Consider the following 18,583-nt stretch of genomic DNA (forward strand, 5'->3'; position numbering starts at 1 on the left):
ACCATCCCGGTCAGTCGTTTCCACCGCACAGCTGGACAGGCGTCTACTCGTGGGCGCTGATCTCGCCACCGGCGCTGAGCACGATGTACACGCCGTTGGCGACGGCCCCGTCATCCTGCTGGTCCGCCTCGAGCGTGCCTTCCACCGCACCCTCGTTGCCGAGGATTTCCGCGCGGTAGTGGAGCTCGCCGACCTTGGTGACCTTGACCGTCCAACCGCCCGCGACCTTGAACGTACCCGGTCCCTGGTGTTCGCCGCCCATCCAGGAGTGGATCTTGCCGTCCAACGTGAGCACCACGAACATGCCGTTGGCGTCGATCCCGGTGTCTTCCCCGTTCGCCTCAAGGTCGCCGACGACCTGACCGTCGCTGACGATGTCGGCACGGTAGTGCTGGCCGCCGAGCTTGTAGACCTTGGCCGTGCTGCCGTCCACCAGCTTCTGGGTGCGGTACGGCGAGGCCGCCTTGGAGGTGTCGGACACGGACACGACGTCGTTGGCCCGGGAGTTGCCCGCGCCGCTCTCGGATCCGTTGACCGTGACCACACCACCGCCACCGCCACCGTCACCGGTGGAGTACGAGGCGGAGGCGGAGTCCCTCTTCGCCGGCCCCGCGGCGCCGTCCTCGCCCGCGCCACAGGCGGCCAGCGAGAGTGCGGCAGTCGCGGCGGCGACCACCAGGGCGGCGGAACGGGCGGTACGGCGAGCGCGGCGAGTGGTCATCACTAGGTTCCCCCACGGGATATCTGAACGGGCTGTTGGCTGTACCCCCTCAGATGAGCCCCAGGTAGGCCCCGTTCACCGGGTTCCGTCCGCACTCGGTAACAAGAGATCCGTACTCGGTAACAGGGGTCTTCAGTACCCGGCGGTGAAACGAGTGCGGTGGTGCTCGGGGCGTTCGGCCTCGTCCAGGAGTGCCACCGCCAGGTCCTCCATGGAGATCGCGGAGTTGCCGTCGGCATCGACGATCAGCTCGTCGGCGCCGAGACGGTAGGTGCCGGTGCGGACGCCGGGCTCAAGGAGGGCGGACGGGCTTACGTACGTCCAGTCGACGTCGGTGTCGGCGGTGCGGACGGCGTCGTACTGGGCGTTGGAGGCCTCGGCGATGTGCCGCCAGGCGGCGGGGACGTAGGCGGGATCATCGATCGCGAGGGTGCCTCCCGTGCCCGGCACGACCAGACTCCCGGCCCCACCGACGATCATCAGGCGTACGTCGTCGACGCGGGCGAGTCCGGTGAGCAGCGCCCGGCTGATGGCGGCGTGTTCGGCCTCGCGGCCGGGGGCGGGTCTGGTGGCGTTCACCACGAGATCCTGTCCGGCACTCAACTGGGCCACCTGCTCCGGGACTCCGGCGTCGCCGGTGCGGTGCGTGGCGCCCGGGTGCAGCTCGCTGAAGCGGGCGGGATCGCGGACGACGGCGGTGACGTCGTGGCCGCGGGTGAGGGCTTCGGCGACGACGCGGCTGCCGACGTTTCCGGCTGCTCCGAAGACGGTGATGCGCATGGGTCTGCTCCTTGGGCCGTGGTTCCGGGGCGGGGGACGGACTACGGGGTGGGGGATGGACTACGGGTTCTGCGAAGTGACGGCCGGGCGGTGCCCTCGGCCACGGCCGCCCTGCCCGACCAGGACGCTCGCCACCACGAGCACGAGACCGCCGACCTGCCAGAGGGTGAGGGTCTGTCCCAGGAGGAGCAGCCCGGCGAGGGTGGCGACGACGGGGTTGGTCAGCCCCAGGAACGAGACGGAGGAGGCGGGGAGCCGCTCGATACCGCGGAACCAGAGGGCGTACGCGATGGCGGTGCCGATGATGCCGAGGTAGGCGTATCCGGCGAGGTTGGCCCCGGTGAAGTGGTCAGGAAGCCCTTCGAAACCGAGCGCGATGGGCGCCAGTACAACCCCGCCCACGGTGAGTTGCCACCCGGTGAAGGCGAGGAGCGAGACGCCTTCGGGCCGTCCCCAGCGCTTGCTGAGTACGACGGCGAGTGCCATCAGAGTCGTGGCGACCAGCATGGCCACGAGCCCCGCGAGGTCGAAGGAGGCGCTGCCGCGCAGGACGAGCAGCGCGACGCCGACGACGCCGACGAGCCCGGCGATCAGCGTGCGGCGCGTCGGCCGCACTTTCAGCACGCCGATCCCGAAGCCGGCGACGAGCAGCGGCATGACGGCGCTGATGGTTGAGGCGACGCCGCCGGGAAGGTGGTAGGCGCCGAAGAACAGCAGAGGGAAGAAGGCACCGAAGTTGAGCAGCCCGAGGACCGCTGCCTTCCACCACCAGTCACCGCTGGGCAGCCGCCGGGTGAGGGCGAGCAGGATGAGCCCGGCGGGCAGCGCGCGCAGGGCCGCGGCGAGCAGGGGGCGGTCGGGGGGCAGGAGTTCGGTGGTCGTGACGTAGGTGGTGCCCCAGGTGGCGGGGCCGATGGCGGCGAGGCCTGCGGCGGCGAGGGCGGGTGCCCGCGGCGCAGGCCGGTCTTGGCCGACCGGGTGATGCGCGGTGCGTGTGGTGTCTGCCTGCTGTGTCTGCTGTGCCTGCTGTCCACGGATGGACATGGTTGCTCCCCCTCGATTCTGCTCAATGCTGTTATTCTCAACGTTGAGATAAATATGAACCCAGGGTCCGTGAACGTCAAGTATCTCAACATTAAGAGATCTGCCTGGTTCCGGCCTGCTGAGAGGGGCACGACAGTGGCTGAACCCGAGGCCGACGCCATCGACGAGCTGCGTGGTCAGTGGCACCGTGAACGCCCGGACATGGATGCGGCGGGCCTGGACGCGATGGCTCTGGTGGGCCGCATCACGCGGGCGAACCACCTGCTGAGCAGAGGAATGAAACCGACCTTCGCCGAACACGGCCTGGAGTTCCCGGAGTTCGACGTACTCGCCACACTGCGCAGGGTGGGCGCCCCGCACGAACTGACGGCGGGTGGCCTCCTGAAGAGCGCGATGGTGACGTCGGGTGCGATCACCAACCGCCTCGACAAGCTGGAACGCAAGGGCTTCATCGAACGCCACCCCGACCCGTCCGACCGCCGGGCGATCCGGGTCCGCCTGACGCGGGCGGGCCTCGAACTGGTCGACCGCGCGGTGGTGGACCACGTGGCGAACGAGGAGCGGATGCTGGAGTCCCTGTCGGCGGACGACCGGCGGGCGCTGGACGGGGCGTTGCGGAGGTTGTTGGTGTCGCTGGGGGATACGCATCTGGGGTAGCGGTGCGGGATAGGTGCCGCCTGCTTTCGCGGACGTGAAGGCTGAGGCATGGGTATCGCGGCCTGCCGCAAGTGATCAATTCACTGCGCATTGCAACCGATTAGCGGCGCAGGGGGCAGTATCTGGCCGCTATGCCCGCGTATGTCTCACCAGTGACGAACCTCCCACGTGGCATCGCCTTCGGCTCATGGATAGCTTGGTTCACTCCAGAGAACCTTCGCCCCACCAGGAGCTGACTGTGAACCGCCGACCCACCCTGCTCGCAACGGCCGTCCTGACTGTTGCCGCGGTCCTTTCGCTCTCCGCCTGTGGAGGCAGCGATGACGGTGGTTCCAAGGGGAGCGACAAGATCGAGGGAGCGGGGTCGGGCGACGAGAAGAGAGAGTCACCGTCCCCGACAGCGTCCGACGACGGGATCGAGCGACCGGAGATCAAGCTGCCGAAAGACGTGAAGGACGTCTTTGAGGGCAGTAAGACCGGCGACGCGAAGAAAGACGCGATCCTTGCGGACAACGCGCGGCGGATCAGTTCCTTGACTGAGGCGGTCACCGTCGACGCGAAGGAGCACCCGGCGCTGAAGTTCTATTCGTCCGGTGATGCGCTGCTGTCGGCGGCGAACTACGTTCAGGATTTCTACAAGGACGGCAGGACCTTCGTCGGGACCTCCCGGTATTACGACCGCGAGGTCACGTTCCTCAAGGGTGGCGCCGCCGCGGTGACGTACTGCGAGGACAGCACCAAGACGTACCCCAAGGATCGTAAGACCGGCAAGGTAGACAGGTCGATCCCGGCGTCCGAGCAGGACTACGCCTTCTACAACACCCGTCTGGAGAAGAACGAGGACGGCATCTGGCAGACGGCATCGGTGTTGACCACGACGAAGGCGAAGCGGTGCATGCCGTGAATCGGCGCAGTTTGAGCCGTCGGTACGTTCCCCTTCTCGCGTTGGTCGTCGCCGTGGTGCCGAGTACCGCTTACGCCGGCGGTGGTAGGGGAGCGGAAGTAGCTCCTCCACAGGCGAAGGGCGGACGTCAGGACCGGAATCTCTCCGTCGAGACGAAGATTCAGACGACGGTCAATGGCGCTCAGAAGACCGCCAAGACGGGCACGCTCACGCCCGCCAACAGCAACTGGGATCCACCGGCCTGCTGGTACGAGCCCGCCTATTCCCCGAAGCAGATCCAGGCCGCGGTCAAGGCGATCCGGCAGGTGAAGGTATTCGGGGTAGGCGACTTCGTGGGCGGCGCATTCGACTCGTACTTCAAGGAAGGTAACCCCTACAAGGACTACAACCTCGACAAGCAGGGCGACGGGCAGTTCTGGGCGGCGGCCATCAACGAAAAGCGCAAGGACGACCCGGAGGCCAACTCCTGCAAGAGGATGCCCTTCTGGGTACCCACGGGCGACACTCCCAAGGAACCGCTCGCAGTCTCGCCCAAGATCCTCGCCGAGTACGCCTACGACGAACTGCCCGTACCCAGCACCGAGATCACGATGGCACCCGAGGGGACGACGAAGGTCAATCTCCCGACCTGGGTCTGGCTGGACAAGGCGAAGTTCAAGAAGGTCTCCGTCACCGCGAGCATCCCGGGTTCGGGGCTCTCCGCGACCACGACCGCTGAGCCCGTGTCCCTCTCGATCGCCCCAGGGACGGAGGACGCCGAGACCTACCCCGCTTCGGGGCAGTGCCCCATCGAGAACGGCCGGATCGGCAAACCCCGAGCCAAGGGCACGCCCGCGGAGACGATGCCGCCGTGTGGCGTGCAGTACCTGCGGTCCTCCGGCGACGACTCGTACAACCTCCAGGCCACCCTCACCTGGAAGATCAGCTGGACGAGTACGACCGGCGAGGGCGGTGACCTCCCGGACGGCGAGTTCGGCGCGGACCAGGACGTCGTCGTTCAGGAGATCCAGTCCGTCAACCGCTGAATGAACGCGGGGCGCTGTCGCTCGGTCGAGCAGAACGCCGTGTGCGGGCCCGCCTGCGCCGCTGTCCACGGCGCGACTCTAGAACCCATGGGCGATTGCAGGAAAGTCCCAGTGAGCGCGGCATTTTGCGGCGTGTCACTGGGACTTTTCTGCAATCGGCCGACGGCGTCCGTCAGCTCCGGCCATGAAGTTCTTCCTCGGCCGCGTCCTCGACGTTGGCTACCATCCTGCGCAGGACCGTGAGTGCGGCCACGTACTCTTCGTCGCTGATGCCCTTGTGGACCACGGCGCGCAGTTCGGTCACCAGCTCGCGCAGCCGCACCCTGGCGGCCTCCCCGGCATCGGTGAGGTGCAGGCGGTGCTCGGCGTCGATTCGCAGCCAGCCACGGTGGATCAGCTGGTCGACGACTCGCCCCATCTCATGTGGCCCGTCCGCGAGGGGCGTCAGCTGGATGACTGTCTCCTCGCGGCTCGGCGCCAAGGGCCCGCCGTTCACGCGGTTCAGCACCCAGTACTGCGGCTGTGTGACGTCGATCCTGGCCATGGCATCACGCAGATGCCGGGTGACGACCTCATGGGCGAGGCCGCTCCAGTACCCGACGGGCTGGGTGGCCAGCATGCCGTCGGCGGCGGCCGGATCGGCCGGTGCCTGATCGGTGGCGGTATCGGTCGGCGGATTCATGATCCGACGCTATATCCCCCAAGCACGCCCGGTCACAAGGAGACTTCTGCCAGTGGGGTTCGGGGATGGGGGCCTCAGCGTGGGGTGGTCTTGAGGGTGCGTATCAGGTTGTGCAGGCGGTCGGGGGTCGTCGTGAGGATGGCGTCTGGGGTGTCGCTTTCGCGGAGGTGGATTGTGCCGTCGGGGGTGGCGGCGACGTAGACGCAGTTCGATGCGTCTCCGCTGTACGTGGACTTCTGCCAGTCGTATGTGTGCATGTTGGCGTTCCTCAGAGTTCCTGGGCCAGGTTGTGGATCAGGTCGCGTGATGGAGATGGCTGGAGCGCGCCCTTCTCCATGCGGTCCAGCACGGAGCGGTACTTAGCCAACTGTGCCTCTGCGTCCAGAAATTCGCAGCCGTGGTGTGTGTCCAGTTGAACGGTGTCGAGCTGCGGGACTGACCCTGCGAGGTAGTCGACGGACTGCCCGGTTCCGGGGAAGGGGGTGTGCCCGAAGGGGACCACTCGGACGGACACGTTGGGTAGCTCGCTCATCTCGATGAGGTGCTGGAGCTGCGCGCGGCTGACGGCTGAGCCGCCGAATCCCATCCGCAGAGCGGACTCGTGAATGACCGCGGTGTACGGGAACGGAGTTGCCCGGTGGAGAACCTCTTGGCGCTTCATGCGGTGCGTGAGTCGGTGTTCGATCTCGTACTGGCGCATAGGTGGAACCACCTCGCGGAAGAGGGCGCGGGCGTGATCCGCAGTCTGCAGGAGTGCGGGGATGTGGATGACCAGCGCGACCCTCAACTCCGTTGCGTGATGTTCCAGTTCGGCTAGGTCAATCAGACTGACAGGCAGGTACTCGCGGTACTGGTCCCACCAGCCGCGCTTTCGGCCGCCTGTCATCGATGCCAAGGCGTCGACCAGGTCGTCGTCGGCGCAGCTGTAGCTACGGGCGAAGGTGCGTACTCGGTCTGCGCTCACGGGGTAGCGGCCTGCCTCGATGCTGCTGATCTGCCCCTGCTTGAGATCGAGAAGTGCTGCTGCGGCGGTCGCGGTCAGACCTGCGTGCTCGCGGAGCTTGCGTAGTTCTGTTCCTAGCCGCCGCTGACGCAGGGTGGGATTGGTGCTGGGCGGCACGCGTGCCTTCTCTCTCATCGGACCCCACCCTCGGATCACCCACACGAGGGAAAAGTGAAGCTCAACTCCAGTTCGGTATCAAGTATCACACCGACTGCTCTACGGTGAACGTCATGCCGCTCAACTGGCCTCGTCTGTAAGCCGGAAGAGCACCGCGCCATCGCGGTACCGCCACCGCTGCACGTGGTCCCCGGGCGGCTCGCATCCCCTTCCTTCCAGGAGGCCCCCATGGTCACCGTAGCCCCACCCCAAGGCTGGTCATACGCCCTTCATCTGCCCCACGATCCAAGAGCACCCCGCGTCGCCCGTATGACCTTGCGGGCCGCGCTCACCGGGCACGGCATGGGAGAACTCCTGGACGTCGCCGAGTTGTTGACGTCGGAGATGGTCACCAACGCCTACCGGCACACGAAAGGGCCCTCCGCGCTGCGGTTGCGGTCCGTTCGGGGCGGGCGGCTTCGCGTCGGGGTGTGGGACAGCGATCCCCATATCCCCGCCCCCTTCGATAGACCACCTGGTCCGTTCGGTGCGCCGCCCGTGCCTACGGACTCTGACCGCGGGCGTGGGCTCTTCCTCGTACGGGAGTGCGCGGACGCGTGGGGCGGGTGGCCGCTCGGGGGTCAGCTCTTCGGCACCGGGGGGAAGTTGCTGTGGTTTGAGGTGGGGGAGGACGGGGGTTGTGTATCCGGTGCCGCGTAGTGGATGTTGGGGGTGGGCGGGGGCCAAGGGTCTTCGCTGGGCTCTGTGAGGAGTCGGTCGGACAGCGAGGGGATCCGAGACATATGACCCAGCCGCCTGAGGGCCAGCCGCCGCAAGAAGGATTCGGGCCCCCGCAACAGCCTCAGCCGCCCGTACCGGGGCCGCCCGCCGGTCCTTACGGTGCCCCACCGCCCCCTCCCCAGCAGCCCGACGGGCAGAACCCCTACGCGGGCCCGCCGCCAGCGCAGCCCCCGCAGCCGCCCTACGGCCAGCCCCAACCCCCTTACGGGCAGCCGCAGCCCTTCGGCCAGCCCGACCCCCAATACGCCGGTTACCCGCCGCCGCCCCCTCCGCCCGGCGGTCCCGGCGCCCCCGGCAAGAAGAAGCTCGCCCTCATCATCGGCTCCGTCGTCGTGGTCGCCGCGCTCATCGGCGGCGGGATCTTCCTCGCCACCAGCGGCGGCGACAGTGACGACGATCAGAAGCCCAAGGCCGATAAGAGTGTTTCGGCCAGTCCCTCCGCCAGCCCATCCACCTCCCCCTCCGCCTCCGAGTCCGAAGACGTGCCCTCCGAAGATCCCACCACCGAGGACCCCCTCGACGAGCCGACCGGGGGGAGCAGGCCCGCCGGCGACACCGGGTACCAAGGCCAGTGGCAGGACAGTGACGCCAAGACCCTCACCATCGGCGACAAGCTCACCTCGGGGCAGGGCAAGGGCAAGCACTCGGTGTCGTACATCGACGCCGGTGGCGACGGGCTCTGCATGGGGCTCGGGCAGGAGCAGGGCGGCGACGGTTTCCGTATCGCCCTCAAGTGCGGCACCGGCGACGACAAGAAGTACATCTCGGCCGACCTCACCCAGGCCAATGACGAAGTGACCCTGAAGTGGGACAAGGGTGGCGGCACCGATGTCCTGCCGTGGGTGAACAAGCCCTGAACCGACCCCTGAACCGACCCCTGAATTGGCCCCTGAACTGACCCCTGAACAAGGCTTGACCTGCTTCGATGCCGCCCGGCGCGCGCCCCTCACCGCCCACCCCGCCCCCAGGTGAGAGCAACGTTCCCCGCCGGTCACCGCGTGCCACAGGACTGAAACCCGCCCTCCCTACCTTCGGGCCATCAGCCGTCGGCTGTGGAGATGCGGAGGTCTGGCATGTGGATCCAGCGGTGGGACCCGGAGGACGAGAGCTTCTGGAAGGAGGAGGGAGGCGAGCGCGTCGCCCGGCGGAATCTGGTGTTCTCGATCCTCTCCGAGCACATCGGGTTCTCCATCTGGACCCTGTGGTCCGTGATGGTGCTGTTCATGGGGCCCGAGTACGGGATCGACCCCGCCGGAAAGTTCTTCCTGGTGTCCATGGCCACCCTGGTCGGGGCCATCGCCCGCGTCCCCTACACCTTCGCCGTCGCCCGTTTCGGCGGGCGCAACTGGACGATCATCGCGGCAAGCGCGCTCCTCGTGCCGACCGTCGCGGCCTTCGTCGTCATGGAGCCCGGCACCTCGTACACCACCTTCATGGTGTGTGCCCTCCTCACCGGCGTGGGCGGCGGCAACTTCGCCTCCAGCATGACCAACATCAATTCCTTCTTCCCCCTGAAGAAGAAAGGGTGGGCGCTCGGGCTCAACGCGGGGGGCGGCAACATCGGCGTGCCCGTCGTGCAGCTCGCCGGGCTCGCGGTCATCGGGGCCGGGGGAGGGCCGCGTGTGCTTCTCGGGATCTATATCCCCTTCATTCTCGTCTCCGCCGTCTGCGCCGCCCTCTTCATGGACAACCTCGCCACCGTGAAGAACGACACCGGCGCGGCCAAGGAGGCCGTCCGGGACGCCCATACGTGGATCATGGCTTTTCTGTACGTCGGGACCTTCGGGTCTTTCATCGGGTACAGCTTCGCCTTCGGGCTCGTCCTTCAGACCCAGTTCGGTCGTACGCCGTTGCAGGCCGCCGCAGTCACCTTCATCGGGCCGCTGCTCGGCTCGCTGATCCGGCCCGTGGGCGGGCGGCTCGCCGACCGGTTCGGTGGGGCCCGCATCACGCTGTGGAACTTCGTCGGGATGGGCGCGGCCACCGCTGTCGTCGTCATCGCCTCCATGCGGGAGTCGCTCGCCCTCTTCGTCGCCGCGTTCATCGCCCTCTTCGTGCTGACCGGGCTCGGGAACGGGTCCACGTACAAGATGATCCCGGGCATCTTCCACGCCAAGGCCCTGCAGAAGGGGCTCCACGGTGAAGCCGCCGCTGCTTACGGGCGTCGGCTCTCCGGGGCCTCCATGGGGCTCATCGGCGCCGTCGGCGCGCTCGGCGGGCTCGGGATCAATCTCGCCTTCCGGCAGTCCTTCCAGACCGTGGGGTCCGGCACCGGTGCCTTCGTCGCCTTCCTCGTCTTCTACGCCGCCTGCTTCTGCCTCACCTGGGCCGTATACCTTCGCCGCCCTGCGGCCGCGCCGGACTCCGGCCGTATCCCGGACGCGGAGACGAAGCCCCAGCTCACGTACGCGCAGGTCTGAGCGATGGGTGGTCGTAGCCTGGTGTAACACGCACGACATCGTGATGATCCGGGGTTGTCACGGGCCGTTGGCAGGCTCGTGAGACCCCGGACCACCCATCACGCAGTACTAGCGGGACGAGAGCAGCTGCCATGCACGGGACCCCTCAGAACGGCGAACACGGACGTGGAAACGCGCCGCTCGCCGGATTCACCGTCGGCGTCACCGCCGCCCGGCGCGCCGAAGAGCTCGGCACGCTGCTCCAGCGGCGGGGCGCCACCGTCCTGCACGCGCCCGCACTGCGCATCGTCCCGCTCGCCGACGACAGCGAACTCCTCTCCGCGACCAAGCAGCTCATCGACCACGCACCCGACGTGGTGATCGCCACCACCGCGATCGGGTTCCGGGGGTGGGTCGAGGCCGCCGACGGCTGGGGCTTCGGCGAGGCGCTCCTGGAGTGTCTGAGGGGCGTCGAAGTGCTCGCCCGCGGGCCCAAGGTCAAGGGCGCCATCCGTGCCGCCGGACTCACCGAGGAGTGGTCGCCCTCGTCCGAGTCCATGGCGGAAGTGCTCGACCGGTTGCTTGAGGAAGGGGTCGACGGGCGGCGCATCGCACTCCAGCTGCACGGCGAACCGCTGCCCGGCTTCATCGAATCCCTGCGCGCCGGGGGAGCGGACGTCGTCGGCGTGCCCGTATACCGGTGGATGCCGCCCGAGGACCTCGCGCCCGTCGACCGGCTCCTGGACGCCACCGTCGCGCGCGCCGTCGACGCCCTCACCTTCACCAGCGCGCCCGCAGTCGCGTCCTTCCTGGCCCGCGCCGAGGACCGCGGCATGTCCATCGAACTCTTCGCCGCCCTCCAGCACGACGTGCTCTCCGCCTGCGTCGGCCCGGTGACCGCACTGCCGCTCCAGGCCCGGGGCGTCGACACGGTGCAGCCCGAACGCTTCCGGCTCGGCCCCCTCGTACAGACCCTGTGCAAGGAACTGCCCGCCCGCGCCCGTACGTTGCCCATCGCGGGCCACCGCGTCGAGATCCGCGGGCACGCCGTCCTGGTCGACGACGAGCTGCGGCCCGTTCCGCCCGCGGGCATGTCGCTGCTCCGGGCGCTCGCGCGGCGCCCCGGGTGGGTGGTCTCCCGCGCCGAACTCCTTCGCGCGCTGCCCGGCGCGGGGAGCGACGAGCACGCCGTGGAGACCGCGATGGCCCGGCTGCGTACGGCACTTGGGGCGCCGAAGCTCGTCCAGACGGTGGTCAAGCGCGGTTACCGGCTCTCGCTCGATCCGGCCGCCGAGTCCAAGTACGCGGACTGACGGGACGTACTGTCCCGTCCCCGCAAGCTGTCCCGTCCCCGCAAGACCAACGCCCTTGCGAGGAGCGCGAAGGAGAGGGTGCAGAGCGCGGCCCGCACGACGTTCCAGGCCACCCAGGTGTCCTGGAACTTCTCGCGCACGGCGGCCGGATCGGCGATCTTCGCCGGGTCGCCCGCGTCGGCGAGGTCGTTGTTCAGCGGCACGTTCACGCCAGACGTGAGGGCGAAGGCCACGGCGTAGACGATGAGCGCCGCAAGCACCCATCGGGCGGGCGGCGTCCCGCGCAACTGCCATGCGCTGAACGCGGGGAGGACCAGGGCCCCGAGGAAACTCAGGAAGAAGACCGGGTTCTGGATCACGTCGTTGATGTTCTGCATGACCTCGATGTAGACGCGGTCACCGCTCCGGCCGAGGGCGGGCATGACGGCACAGGCGAAGATGTAGAAGGCCCCGGAGATCAGACCCGCCGCGACGGTCGCCGCCCCCAGCACGACCCCGGCAGCACCCCGCCCCCACCCTCGCCCCCGCTCTCGTCGCTGTTCCCGTGTCACGTGTTTGTCTGTCATGGGGCAGAGTCAATCGGCCACGGACGCCCCGGACCATGGCCGTGCCGCGCACCCCCATAAGCGGGCGTCTCAGCCCCGTACGCGGTGGCAGGGGTTCCGCAGCAGCCCAAGGCGAGGCACTGTAGGGGGAGCACTCACCGGTAACCCCACAAGGCGGTGACAGGCGCATGGCACTGGGCATGGACCCGGCCACGTACGAGCTGCGATTCGACTCCGGGCGGAGTTGTCTGGACCTCGTGGCGACGAACCATCCCGTGGAACGGCTCGACTCCGTGGACCGGCTGCTCGCCTGGCTCGCGGGCGCCGGGCTCATCCCGGATCCCACGGCCCTGCCGGGTGCGGGTCCGGTATGGCTGGTGGCCTTCCGTGAACTGCGGCGATACGTCGAGCAGTTGATGCTCGCCGAACTCGAAGGGCGTTACGAAGAAGGCGCGTTGGCCGGTGTCAACGCCCTCGCCGCCACCGCGCCGCCCGCCCCGCGCGCCGTCCGGCGTCCCGACGGCAGCCTGGTCCGCGCCCTGGACGGCGACCCCGGCTGCGCGGCCCTGCTCGCCGCCGTCGCCCGTGACGCCGTCGACCTGCTCACCGACCCCGCCGCGCGCGCCCTGCTGCGCCAGTGCGAGGGCGACAACTGCCCCATCGTGTACCTGGACACGTCACGCGGGCGCCGCCGCCGCTGGTGCTCAAGCGAGGTGTGCGGCAACCGGGAGAGGGTGGCCAGACACCGGCGCCGGGCGGCACTCGCACGGGCCTGACGTGCAGTCAGAAACGCACGGTCGAAAACTCGTGTGATCTCCGTTGAACGCAACTCCGGCTGCCTACGTAAGTCCAGGGTGAACAGCCGACAGGGCGAAGCCCGACGAAGAGCGGACACCGGAGGCAGACGTGCGCAAGGATTCCGCCGTGGCCGATGAGCGCCCGCAGGAACGCCCGCACCGACATCGCCTCGTCCCCCGACGCAACGGACCCGACGAGGAGTTGATGCGTGCCCTGTACCGCGAGCACGCGGGTCCACTTCTGGCCTATGTGCTCCGTCTGGTGGCGGGGGACCGGCAGCGCGCCGAAGATGTCGTACAGGAAACGCTCATCCGTGCCTGGAAGAACGCCGGTCAGCTCAATCGTGCGACCGGTTCGGTACGCCCCTGGCTGGTGACGGTCGCCCGGCGCATCGTCATCGACGGCCACCGCAGTCGGCAGGCCCGGCCGCAGGAGGTCGACCCGTCGCCGCTGGAGGTCATCCCCGCGGAGGACGAGATCGATAAGGCGCTGTGGCTGATGACTCTCTCGGACGCACTCGAGGACCTGACTCCCGCACATCGGGAGGTACTTGTCGAGACCTACTTCAAAGGGCGTACGGTCAATGAGGCGGCCGAGACGCTGGGTATCCCCAGTGGGACGGTGCGTTCGCGGGTCTTCTACGCGCTTCGCTCGATGAAGCTTGCGCTCGAGGAGCGGGGGGTGACGGCATGAACGAGTCCTACGGACATGACGCGCGGGGCCATGCGGAGGCGGGCGACGTGCACGAGACCGTCGGCGCCTACGCCCTCGGCATCCTCGACGACGCGGAGGCGACGGCCTTCGAGGCACATCTGGCGGGCTGCGCCTACTGCGCGCACCAGTTGGAGGAGTTCTCCGGCATGGAGCCGATGCTGGCCGCGCTCGCCGACTTCCCCGGCGCACGCGGCGTACCGGCGATCGGTGAACAGCTCGCCGCGAGGCCGAGCCCGCACCTCGCGGACCGGCTCGTGGACGAGGTCGCCGTGAAGCGCGCCCAGAAGCGCAGGCGCGGCATGTATCTGGTGGCCGCCGCTGCCGCGCTGATCATCGGCGGGCCGCTCACGGTCCTCGCGGTGAGCGACGACGGCGGTTCGCACGAGGTGGCGGGCGAACCGCACCCCACGAGCCCCGCCGAGGACGCCTTCTTCAATCACATGACCGACAAGATCAAGGCCACGGACCCGAAGACCAAGGTCAGCGCCACGGTCGGCACGGAGGAGAAGCCCTGGGGCACGCACGCGGTCCTGGAGCTGAAGAACGTCAAGGGTCCGCTCAAGTGCTCCCTGATCGCGGTCGGCAAGGACGGCGAGAAGGAGACGGTGACCACCTGGTCCGTCCCGAGGTGGGGTTACGGCATCAAGGACAGCCCGAACAAATGGTCGCGCAGTCCCCTGTACGTCCACGGGGGCGCCGCCATGGACCGCAACGAGATCGACCACTTCGAGGTGACGACCTTCAACGGTGATCGCCTGGTGGAGGTGGACGCGTAGGAGAAGTGCACATAGGGGTCCCCTTTCGCGTACGGTAGACGGCTGCTCAATAGAGCAGCTGCACGTCCGGAAAGGGGCCTCGGTGGCCGACGTACGCGACCGTGAGATCAGCGTCGAACAAGAACATCTCGACCAGGTCTACCGGCGTCTCGAGGAGAAGATCCACGAGGCCGAGTTCCTCATGACCGACGCGGCCAAGCGCTCCCAGGTCGGCACGCCAGGGGCGCTCGCCGAGCGGGACGCGCAGGTGTTCCGCGCGGGAGTGCATCTCAACCGCCTCAACAGCGAGTTCGAGGACTTCCTCTTCGGGCGCATCGACCTGCTGCTCGGCAAGGACGGCAAGAAGGGCCCGGACGGCGCGTACACGTCGGTCGAGCCCGCCGAGGACGCGGTGAGCGAGAACAACACCGCCGAGATCGCCGAGACCCTGCACATCGGCCGTATCGGCGTCCTGGACGCCGACTACTCCCCGCTCGTCATCGACTGGCGCGCTCCGGCCGCGGCGCCCTTCTACCGCTCGACGCCGGTCGACCCCGGCCGTGTCGTACGCCGCCGGGTCATCCGCTCCAAGGGCCGCAAGGTGCTCGGCGTCGAGGACGACCTGATGCGCCCCGAGCTGACGGCCACCCTGAACGGCGATTCGCTGCCCGTCATCGGCGACGGCGCCCTGATGGCGGCGCTCGGCCAGGCCCGCAGCCACACGATGCGGGACATCGTGGCGTCGATCCAGGCCGAGCAGGACATGGTGATCCGCGCGCCCGCCGCATCGGTGACGTACGTCGAGGGCGGACCCGGCACCGGCAAGACCGCCGTGGCCCTGCACCGCGCGGCCTACCTGCTCTACCAGGACCGCCGCAGGTACGCGGGCGGCATCCTCATCGTCTCGCCGACCCCGCTCCTCGTGGCCTACACGGAGGGCGTGCTTCCCTCGCTCGGCGAGGAGGGGCAGGTCGCGATCCGCGCGGTCGGCGCTCTTGCCGACGACGCGACGGGCACGGTGGAGGCCACGGTCTACGACTCGCCCGCGGTGGCCCGCGTCAAGGGCTCGTCCCGGATGCTGCACGTGCTGCGCAAGGCCGCGCGGGGCGCTCTGGAGAGCGGCGTGGGAGCGGCCCCGAAGGCGGCCTCACAGAGCGGCCAGCTCTCCTTCGGGGAGTTCGGCGACTTCGGCGACGATGACGACGACGAGGGCCCCCAGACCCCCCTCGAGACCCCCACACGCCTGCGTGTGGTCGCTTTCGGCCGCCGTCTGGAGCTGGAGGCCGACGCCCTGGGCCGCATCCGCCGCAACGCGCTCAGCGGCACGGCGCCCGTCAACCTGCTGCGCCCGCGCGCCCGCAAGCTCCTGCTCGACGCCCTGTGGTCGCAGTCAGGCTCCGCGGGCCGGCACAGCGACCCGGAGCTTGCCGCCGAGCTGCGCTCCTCCTTCGACGAGGACATCACGTCCGAGGACGACTTCATCCGCTTCCTCGACGCCTGGTGGCCCGAACTCACCCCGCGCGCCGTGCTGTCCGCGATGGGCGACGAGCGGCGTCTCGGCCGCTGGTCGCGGCGCGTCCTGAACCCGGGCGAGGTCCGCAAGGTCGCACGCTCCCTCAAGCGCGACGCCCTGTCCGTGCACGACGTGGCGCTCGTCGACGAGCTCCACTCGATCCTCGGTACGCCGCCCAGGCCCCGCAAGAAGAAGGATCTCGACCCCCTCGACCTGCTCACCGGGCTCGACGAACTGATGCCGCAGCGCGAGGAGTCCCAGCGCGAGCGCGCCGAGCGCCTCGCGGCGGAGCGCACCGAGTACGCCCACGTCATCGTCGACGAGGCCCAGGACCTGACGCCCATGCAGTGGCGCATGGTCGGCCGCAGGGGACGGCACGCCACGTGGACGATCGTCGGCGACCCGGCCCAGTCGTCCTGGTCCGACCCGGACGAGGCGGCCGCGGCCCGTGACGAGGCCCTGGGCAGCCGCCCGCGCCGCCGCTTCACCCTCACCGTCAACTACCGCAACCCCGCCGAGATCGCCGATCTGGCCGCCAAGGTGCTCGCGCTCGCGATGCCGGGCGCCGAGTCGCCGTCAGCCGTTCGGTCCACGGGGGTGAAGCCCCGTTTCGCCGTCGTACGCGACAAGGATCTCGGCGCGTCGGTCCGCGACGAGGCGGCGCGGCTGCTCGAACAGGTGGACGGCACGGTCGGCGTCGTCGTGGCGATGAACCGCCGTGAGCAGGCTGCCCGCTGGCTCGCCGGGCTCGGCGGCCGGGTGGTGGCGCTGGGCAGCCTGGAGGCCAAGGGCCTGGAGTACGACGCCACGGTCGTCGTGTCTCCTGCGGAGATCGCGGACGAGTCCCCGGCCGGCCTGCGCGTCCTGTACGTGGCCCTGACCAGGGCCACTCAGCAGCTGACGGTCCTGTCGGGCGAGCGCGACGAGCCGGACGCGGACGGGGTGCCGGACCTGCTCCGCGAGTGACCGGCAGACCTGCTCCGCGAATGACTTTGCGGTACGGGAATTGCCTTGCGGGGATCGTTTGTTACCGTTGATGTGGCACCGGCCCGATCCAAGCCCCCGGGCCCAACCTTCGTCGCTTCGAGCGACCACTTGCCGCGAGGCGAGCATGGCGGGTCGGTGTCATTAGCGTAGGGAGAGGCCCTCGTCACGACGTGACGAGGGCCTCTTTCCGTTTCCCCTCGTTTCCCTCTACCGGCTTCCCTTAACTTCTCGTATGGTGGAAACTAGTTTCCGAAAAACTAGTGAACGAAAAGTTCGCAATCCGAGGCGGCTACCACGTACTCAGTGGTAGGTGCGACGATCGGACGGCAAGAGCAACACGGTGAAAGCAGAGGAAGTCGGCCATGGCAACGGCGCCCAGCGTCTCCTACTCGAACACGGTCCGGTTGGAGGTGCCCGCGAGCGGCACCGCGGTCTCCCAGATCACCACGGCCGTCGAGTCCCACGGAGGCTCGGTGACCGGCCTCGACGTCACGGCCTCCGGCCATGAGGCACTCCGGATCGACGTCACGATCGCGGCGACCTCCACGACGCACGGCGACGAGATCGTCGCGCAGCTGCGCACCATCGAGGGCGTCACCGTCGGCAAGGTCTCCGACCGTACGTTCCTGATGCACCTCGGCGGCAAGATCGAGATGGCGTCCAAGCACCCCATCCGCAACCGTGACGACCTCTCCATGATCTACACCCCGGGCGTGGCCCGCGTGTGCATGGCGATCGCCGAGAACCCCGAGGACGCACGCCGCCTCACGATCAAGCGAAACTCCGTTGCGGTCGTAACGGACGGTTCGGCCGTTCTCGGGCTCGGCAACATCGGCCCGAAGGCCGCGCTGCCGGTCATGGAGGGCAAGGCGGCCCTCTTCAAGCGCTTCGCCGGCATCGACGCGTGGCCGCTGTGCCTGGACACCCAGGACACCGACGAAATCGTCGCGATCGTCAAAGCGATCGCCCCCGGCTTCGCCGGCATCAACCTCGAGGACATCTCGGCGCCGCGCTGCTTCGAGATCGAGGCACGGCTGCGCGAGGCCCTGGACATCCCCGTCTTCCACGACGACCAGCACGGCACGGCGATCGTCGTGCTCGCCGCCCTGACCAACGCACTTCGCGTGGTGGGCAAGGGAGTCGGCGACGTACGCGTCGTCATGTCCGGTGCGGGCGCGGCCGGTACGGCCATCCTCAAGCTGCTCATCGCGGCGGGCGTCAAGCACGCCGTCGTCGCCGACATCCACGGTGTCGTGCACGCGGACCGCGAGGACCTGGTGGACGCCGCGCCGGACTCGCCGCTGCGCTGGATCGCCGACAACACCAACCCCGAGGGCGCCCGCGGCACCCTCAAGGAAGCGGTCGTCGGCGCCGACGTCTTCATCGGCGTGTCGGCTCCGAACGTCCTGGGCGCGGACGACGTCGCGGCCATGGCCGACGGCGCCATCGTGTTCGCGCTCGCGAACCCGGACCCCGAGGTCGACCCCGCGATCGCCCGCCAGACGGCGGCAGTCGTGGCCACGGGCCGCTCGGACTTCCCGAACCAGATCAACAACGTCCTGGTCTTCCCCGGCGTCTTCCGCGGCCTGCTCGACGCCCAGTCGCGCACGGTCAACACGGAGATGATGCTGGCGGCGGCGGGCGCCCTCGCGGACGTCGTCGCCGAGGACGAGCTCAACCCGAACTACATCATCCCCAGCGTCTTCAACGACAAGGTCGCGGGCGCCGTAGCCGATGCGGTGCGCAGCGCGGCGAAGGCCGCCGGGGTGACTGTGACAGGTGCCACGGGCCAGTAGTACGGCGCGTCGCGGAACCCGGGGCCCGCAAAGGCCCTCTAGGGTGGCGT

Annotated in this window: 19 protein-coding genes; 12 read left to right on the forward strand and 7 right to left on the reverse strand. The window is 68.8% G+C overall.

What is annotated here, in order from left to right; translation table 11 throughout:
• Nucleotides 1-43: 43 nt before the first annotated feature.
• From ACWFRJ_RS06625 to ACWFRJ_RS06635, 3 genes are all read right to left on the reverse strand, one after another.
• Nucleotides 44-721: a hypothetical protein gene (locus tag ACWFRJ_RS06625; RefSeq protein ID WP_453525142.1), complete on the reverse strand. Its 678-nt coding sequence runs from the start codon at nucleotides 719-721 to the stop codon at nucleotides 44-46.
• Nucleotides 722-853: 132 nt separating this feature from the next.
• The gene (locus ACWFRJ_RS06630; RefSeq protein WP_453525143.1) at nucleotides 854-1,501 is read right to left on the reverse strand and encodes an NAD(P)-dependent oxidoreductase; all 648 of its coding nucleotides are present in this window, start codon (nucleotides 1,499-1,501) and stop codon (nucleotides 854-856) included.
• 60 nt (nucleotides 1,502-1,561) lie between these two features.
• Nucleotides 1,562-2,545, reverse strand: coding sequence for an EamA family transporter (locus tag ACWFRJ_RS06635; protein ID WP_453525144.1), 984 nt, complete (start codon nucleotides 2,543-2,545; stop codon nucleotides 1,562-1,564).
• A 135-nt stretch (nucleotides 2,546-2,680) separates the two neighbouring features.
• On the opposite strand from ACWFRJ_RS06635, the gene ACWFRJ_RS06640 reads away from it, so the two are divergent.
• From ACWFRJ_RS06640 to ACWFRJ_RS06650, 3 genes are all read left to right on the forward strand, one after another.
• Nucleotides 2,681-3,202 (forward strand): MarR family winged helix-turn-helix transcriptional regulator, encoded by a 522-nt coding sequence (locus ACWFRJ_RS06640; RefSeq protein WP_453525145.1) that lies wholly within the window; start codon nucleotides 2,681-2,683, stop codon nucleotides 3,200-3,202.
• A 238-nt stretch (nucleotides 3,203-3,440) separates the two neighbouring features.
• On the forward strand, nucleotides 3,441-4,106 hold the full coding sequence (locus ACWFRJ_RS06645) for a hypothetical protein (protein ID WP_453525146.1): 666 nt from the start codon (nucleotides 3,441-3,443) through the stop codon (nucleotides 4,104-4,106).
• 56 nt (nucleotides 4,107-4,162) lie between these two features.
• On the forward strand, nucleotides 4,163-5,131 hold the full coding sequence (locus ACWFRJ_RS06650) for a hypothetical protein (protein WP_453525147.1): 969 nt from the start codon (nucleotides 4,163-4,165) through the stop codon (nucleotides 5,129-5,131).
• Between the two features lie 172 nt (nucleotides 5,132-5,303).
• On the opposite strand, the gene ACWFRJ_RS06655 is transcribed toward ACWFRJ_RS06650, so the two are convergent.
• The 3 genes from ACWFRJ_RS06655 to ACWFRJ_RS06665 all read right to left on the reverse strand — a co-directional run bounded on the left by ACWFRJ_RS06655 (nucleotide 5,304) and on the right by ACWFRJ_RS06665 (nucleotide 6,933).
• Nucleotides 5,304-5,813 (reverse strand): MarR family winged helix-turn-helix transcriptional regulator, encoded by a 510-nt coding sequence (locus tag ACWFRJ_RS06655; RefSeq protein ID WP_453525148.1) that lies wholly within the window; start codon nucleotides 5,811-5,813, stop codon nucleotides 5,304-5,306.
• Between the two features lie 74 nt (nucleotides 5,814-5,887).
• Nucleotides 5,888-6,070, reverse strand: coding sequence for a DUF397 domain-containing protein (locus tag ACWFRJ_RS06660; RefSeq protein WP_453525149.1), 183 nt, complete (start codon nucleotides 6,068-6,070; stop codon nucleotides 5,888-5,890).
• Between the two features lie 11 nt (nucleotides 6,071-6,081).
• Nucleotides 6,082-6,933, reverse strand: coding sequence for a DUF5753 domain-containing protein (locus ACWFRJ_RS06665; protein WP_453525150.1), 852 nt, complete (start codon nucleotides 6,931-6,933; stop codon nucleotides 6,082-6,084).
• Nucleotides 6,934-7,242: 309 nt separating this feature from the next.
• Between ACWFRJ_RS06665 and ACWFRJ_RS06670 the strand changes: the two genes are divergently transcribed.
• The 4 genes from ACWFRJ_RS06670 (at nucleotide 7,243) to ACWFRJ_RS06685 (ending at nucleotide 11,425) form a co-directional block, all read left to right on the forward strand.
• Nucleotides 7,243-7,632: an ATP-binding protein gene (locus ACWFRJ_RS06670; protein ID WP_453525151.1), complete on the forward strand. Its 390-nt coding sequence runs from the start codon at nucleotides 7,243-7,245 to the stop codon at nucleotides 7,630-7,632.
• Between the two features lie 83 nt (nucleotides 7,633-7,715).
• Nucleotides 7,716-8,570, forward strand: a complete 855-nt coding sequence (locus ACWFRJ_RS06675) for a hypothetical protein (RefSeq protein WP_453525152.1) — start codon at nucleotides 7,716-7,718, stop codon at nucleotides 8,568-8,570.
• Nucleotides 8,571-8,771: 201 nt separating this feature from the next.
• Nucleotides 8,772-10,133: a nitrate/nitrite transporter gene (locus ACWFRJ_RS06680; RefSeq protein WP_453525153.1), complete on the forward strand. Its 1,362-nt coding sequence runs from the start codon at nucleotides 8,772-8,774 to the stop codon at nucleotides 10,131-10,133.
• Nucleotides 10,134-10,264: 131 nt separating this feature from the next.
• Nucleotides 10,265-11,425, forward strand: a complete 1,161-nt coding sequence (locus tag ACWFRJ_RS06685; RefSeq protein ID WP_453525154.1) for a uroporphyrinogen-III synthase — start codon at nucleotides 10,265-10,267, stop codon at nucleotides 11,423-11,425.
• Here the strand turns inward: ACWFRJ_RS06685 and ACWFRJ_RS06690 are convergent.
• Entirely contained in the window at nucleotides 11,377-11,991 is a 615-nt protein-coding gene (locus ACWFRJ_RS06690) for an anthrone oxygenase family protein (RefSeq protein ID WP_453525155.1), read from the reverse strand. The genes ACWFRJ_RS06685 and ACWFRJ_RS06690 overlap by 49 nt on opposite strands.
• Nucleotides 11,992-12,158: 167 nt before the next feature.
• Here ACWFRJ_RS06690 and ACWFRJ_RS06695 point away from each other — a divergent pair, with 167 nt between their 5' ends.
• From ACWFRJ_RS06695 to ACWFRJ_RS06715, 5 genes are all read left to right on the forward strand, one after another.
• Entirely contained in the window at nucleotides 12,159-12,746 is a 588-nt protein-coding gene (locus ACWFRJ_RS06695) for a CGNR zinc finger domain-containing protein (RefSeq protein ID WP_453525156.1), read from the forward strand.
• A 130-nt stretch (nucleotides 12,747-12,876) separates the two neighbouring features.
• Nucleotides 12,877-13,461 carry a sigma-70 family RNA polymerase sigma factor gene (locus ACWFRJ_RS06700; protein ID WP_190080178.1) on the forward strand — a complete coding sequence of 195 codons (585 nt, stop codon included), beginning with the start codon at nucleotides 12,877-12,879 and terminating at the stop codon, nucleotides 13,459-13,461.
• Nucleotides 13,458-14,258, forward strand: a complete 801-nt coding sequence (locus ACWFRJ_RS06705) for a zf-HC2 domain-containing protein (RefSeq protein WP_453525157.1) — start codon at nucleotides 13,458-13,460, stop codon at nucleotides 14,256-14,258. The genes ACWFRJ_RS06700 and ACWFRJ_RS06705 overlap by 4 nt, the downstream gene beginning before the upstream one ends.
• A gap of 82 nt (nucleotides 14,259-14,340) precedes the next feature.
• Nucleotides 14,341-16,716, forward strand: a complete 2,376-nt coding sequence (locus tag ACWFRJ_RS06710) for a HelD family protein (RefSeq protein WP_453525158.1) — start codon at nucleotides 14,341-14,343, stop codon at nucleotides 16,714-16,716.
• Nucleotides 16,717-17,099: 383 nt separating this feature from the next.
• Nucleotides 17,100-18,533 (forward strand): malic enzyme-like NAD(P)-binding protein, encoded by a 1,434-nt coding sequence (locus ACWFRJ_RS06715; protein WP_453525159.1) that lies wholly within the window; start codon nucleotides 17,100-17,102, stop codon nucleotides 18,531-18,533.
• Nucleotides 18,534-18,583 lie beyond the last annotated feature (50 nt).

The organism is Streptomyces sp. NPDC055239 (assembly GCF_053606205.1).

Excerpts from the sequence above, each read along its gene's own strand:
- ACWFRJ_RS06625 (WP_453525142.1), bottom strand. The coding sequence starts at position 721 with ATGACCACTCGCCGCGCTCGCCGTACCGCCCGTTCCGCCGCCCTGGTG.
- ACWFRJ_RS06630 (WP_453525143.1), bottom strand. The coding sequence starts at position 1,501 with ATGCGCATCACCGTCTTCGGAGCAGCCGGAAACGTCGGCAGCCGCGTC.
- ACWFRJ_RS06635 (WP_453525144.1), bottom strand. The coding sequence starts at position 2,545 with ATGTCCATCCGTGGACAGCAGGCACAGCAGACACAGCAGGCAGACACC.
- ACWFRJ_RS06655 (WP_453525148.1), bottom strand. The coding sequence starts at position 5,813 with ATGAATCCGCCGACCGATACCGCCACCGATCAGGCACCGGCCGATCCG.
- ACWFRJ_RS06660 (WP_453525149.1), bottom strand. The coding sequence starts at position 6,070 with ATGCACACATACGACTGGCAGAAGTCCACGTACAGCGGAGACGCATCG.
- ACWFRJ_RS06670 (WP_453525151.1), top strand. The coding sequence starts at position 7,243 with ATGACCTTGCGGGCCGCGCTCACCGGGCACGGCATGGGAGAACTCCTG.
- ACWFRJ_RS06675 (WP_453525152.1), top strand. The coding sequence starts at position 7,716 with ATGACCCAGCCGCCTGAGGGCCAGCCGCCGCAAGAAGGATTCGGGCCC.
- ACWFRJ_RS06680 (WP_453525153.1), top strand. The coding sequence starts at position 8,772 with ATGCGGAGGTCTGGCATGTGGATCCAGCGGTGGGACCCGGAGGACGAG.
- ACWFRJ_RS06685 (WP_453525154.1), top strand. The coding sequence starts at position 10,265 with ATGCACGGGACCCCTCAGAACGGCGAACACGGACGTGGAAACGCGCCG.
- ACWFRJ_RS06690 (WP_453525155.1), bottom strand. The coding sequence starts at position 11,991 with ATGACAGACAAACACGTGACACGGGAACAGCGACGAGAGCGGGGGCGA.
- ACWFRJ_RS06695 (WP_453525156.1), top strand. The coding sequence starts at position 12,159 with ATGGCACTGGGCATGGACCCGGCCACGTACGAGCTGCGATTCGACTCC.
- ACWFRJ_RS06705 (WP_453525157.1), top strand. The coding sequence starts at position 13,458 with ATGAACGAGTCCTACGGACATGACGCGCGGGGCCATGCGGAGGCGGGC.
- ACWFRJ_RS06715 (WP_453525159.1), top strand. The coding sequence starts at position 17,100 with ATGGCAACGGCGCCCAGCGTCTCCTACTCGAACACGGTCCGGTTGGAG.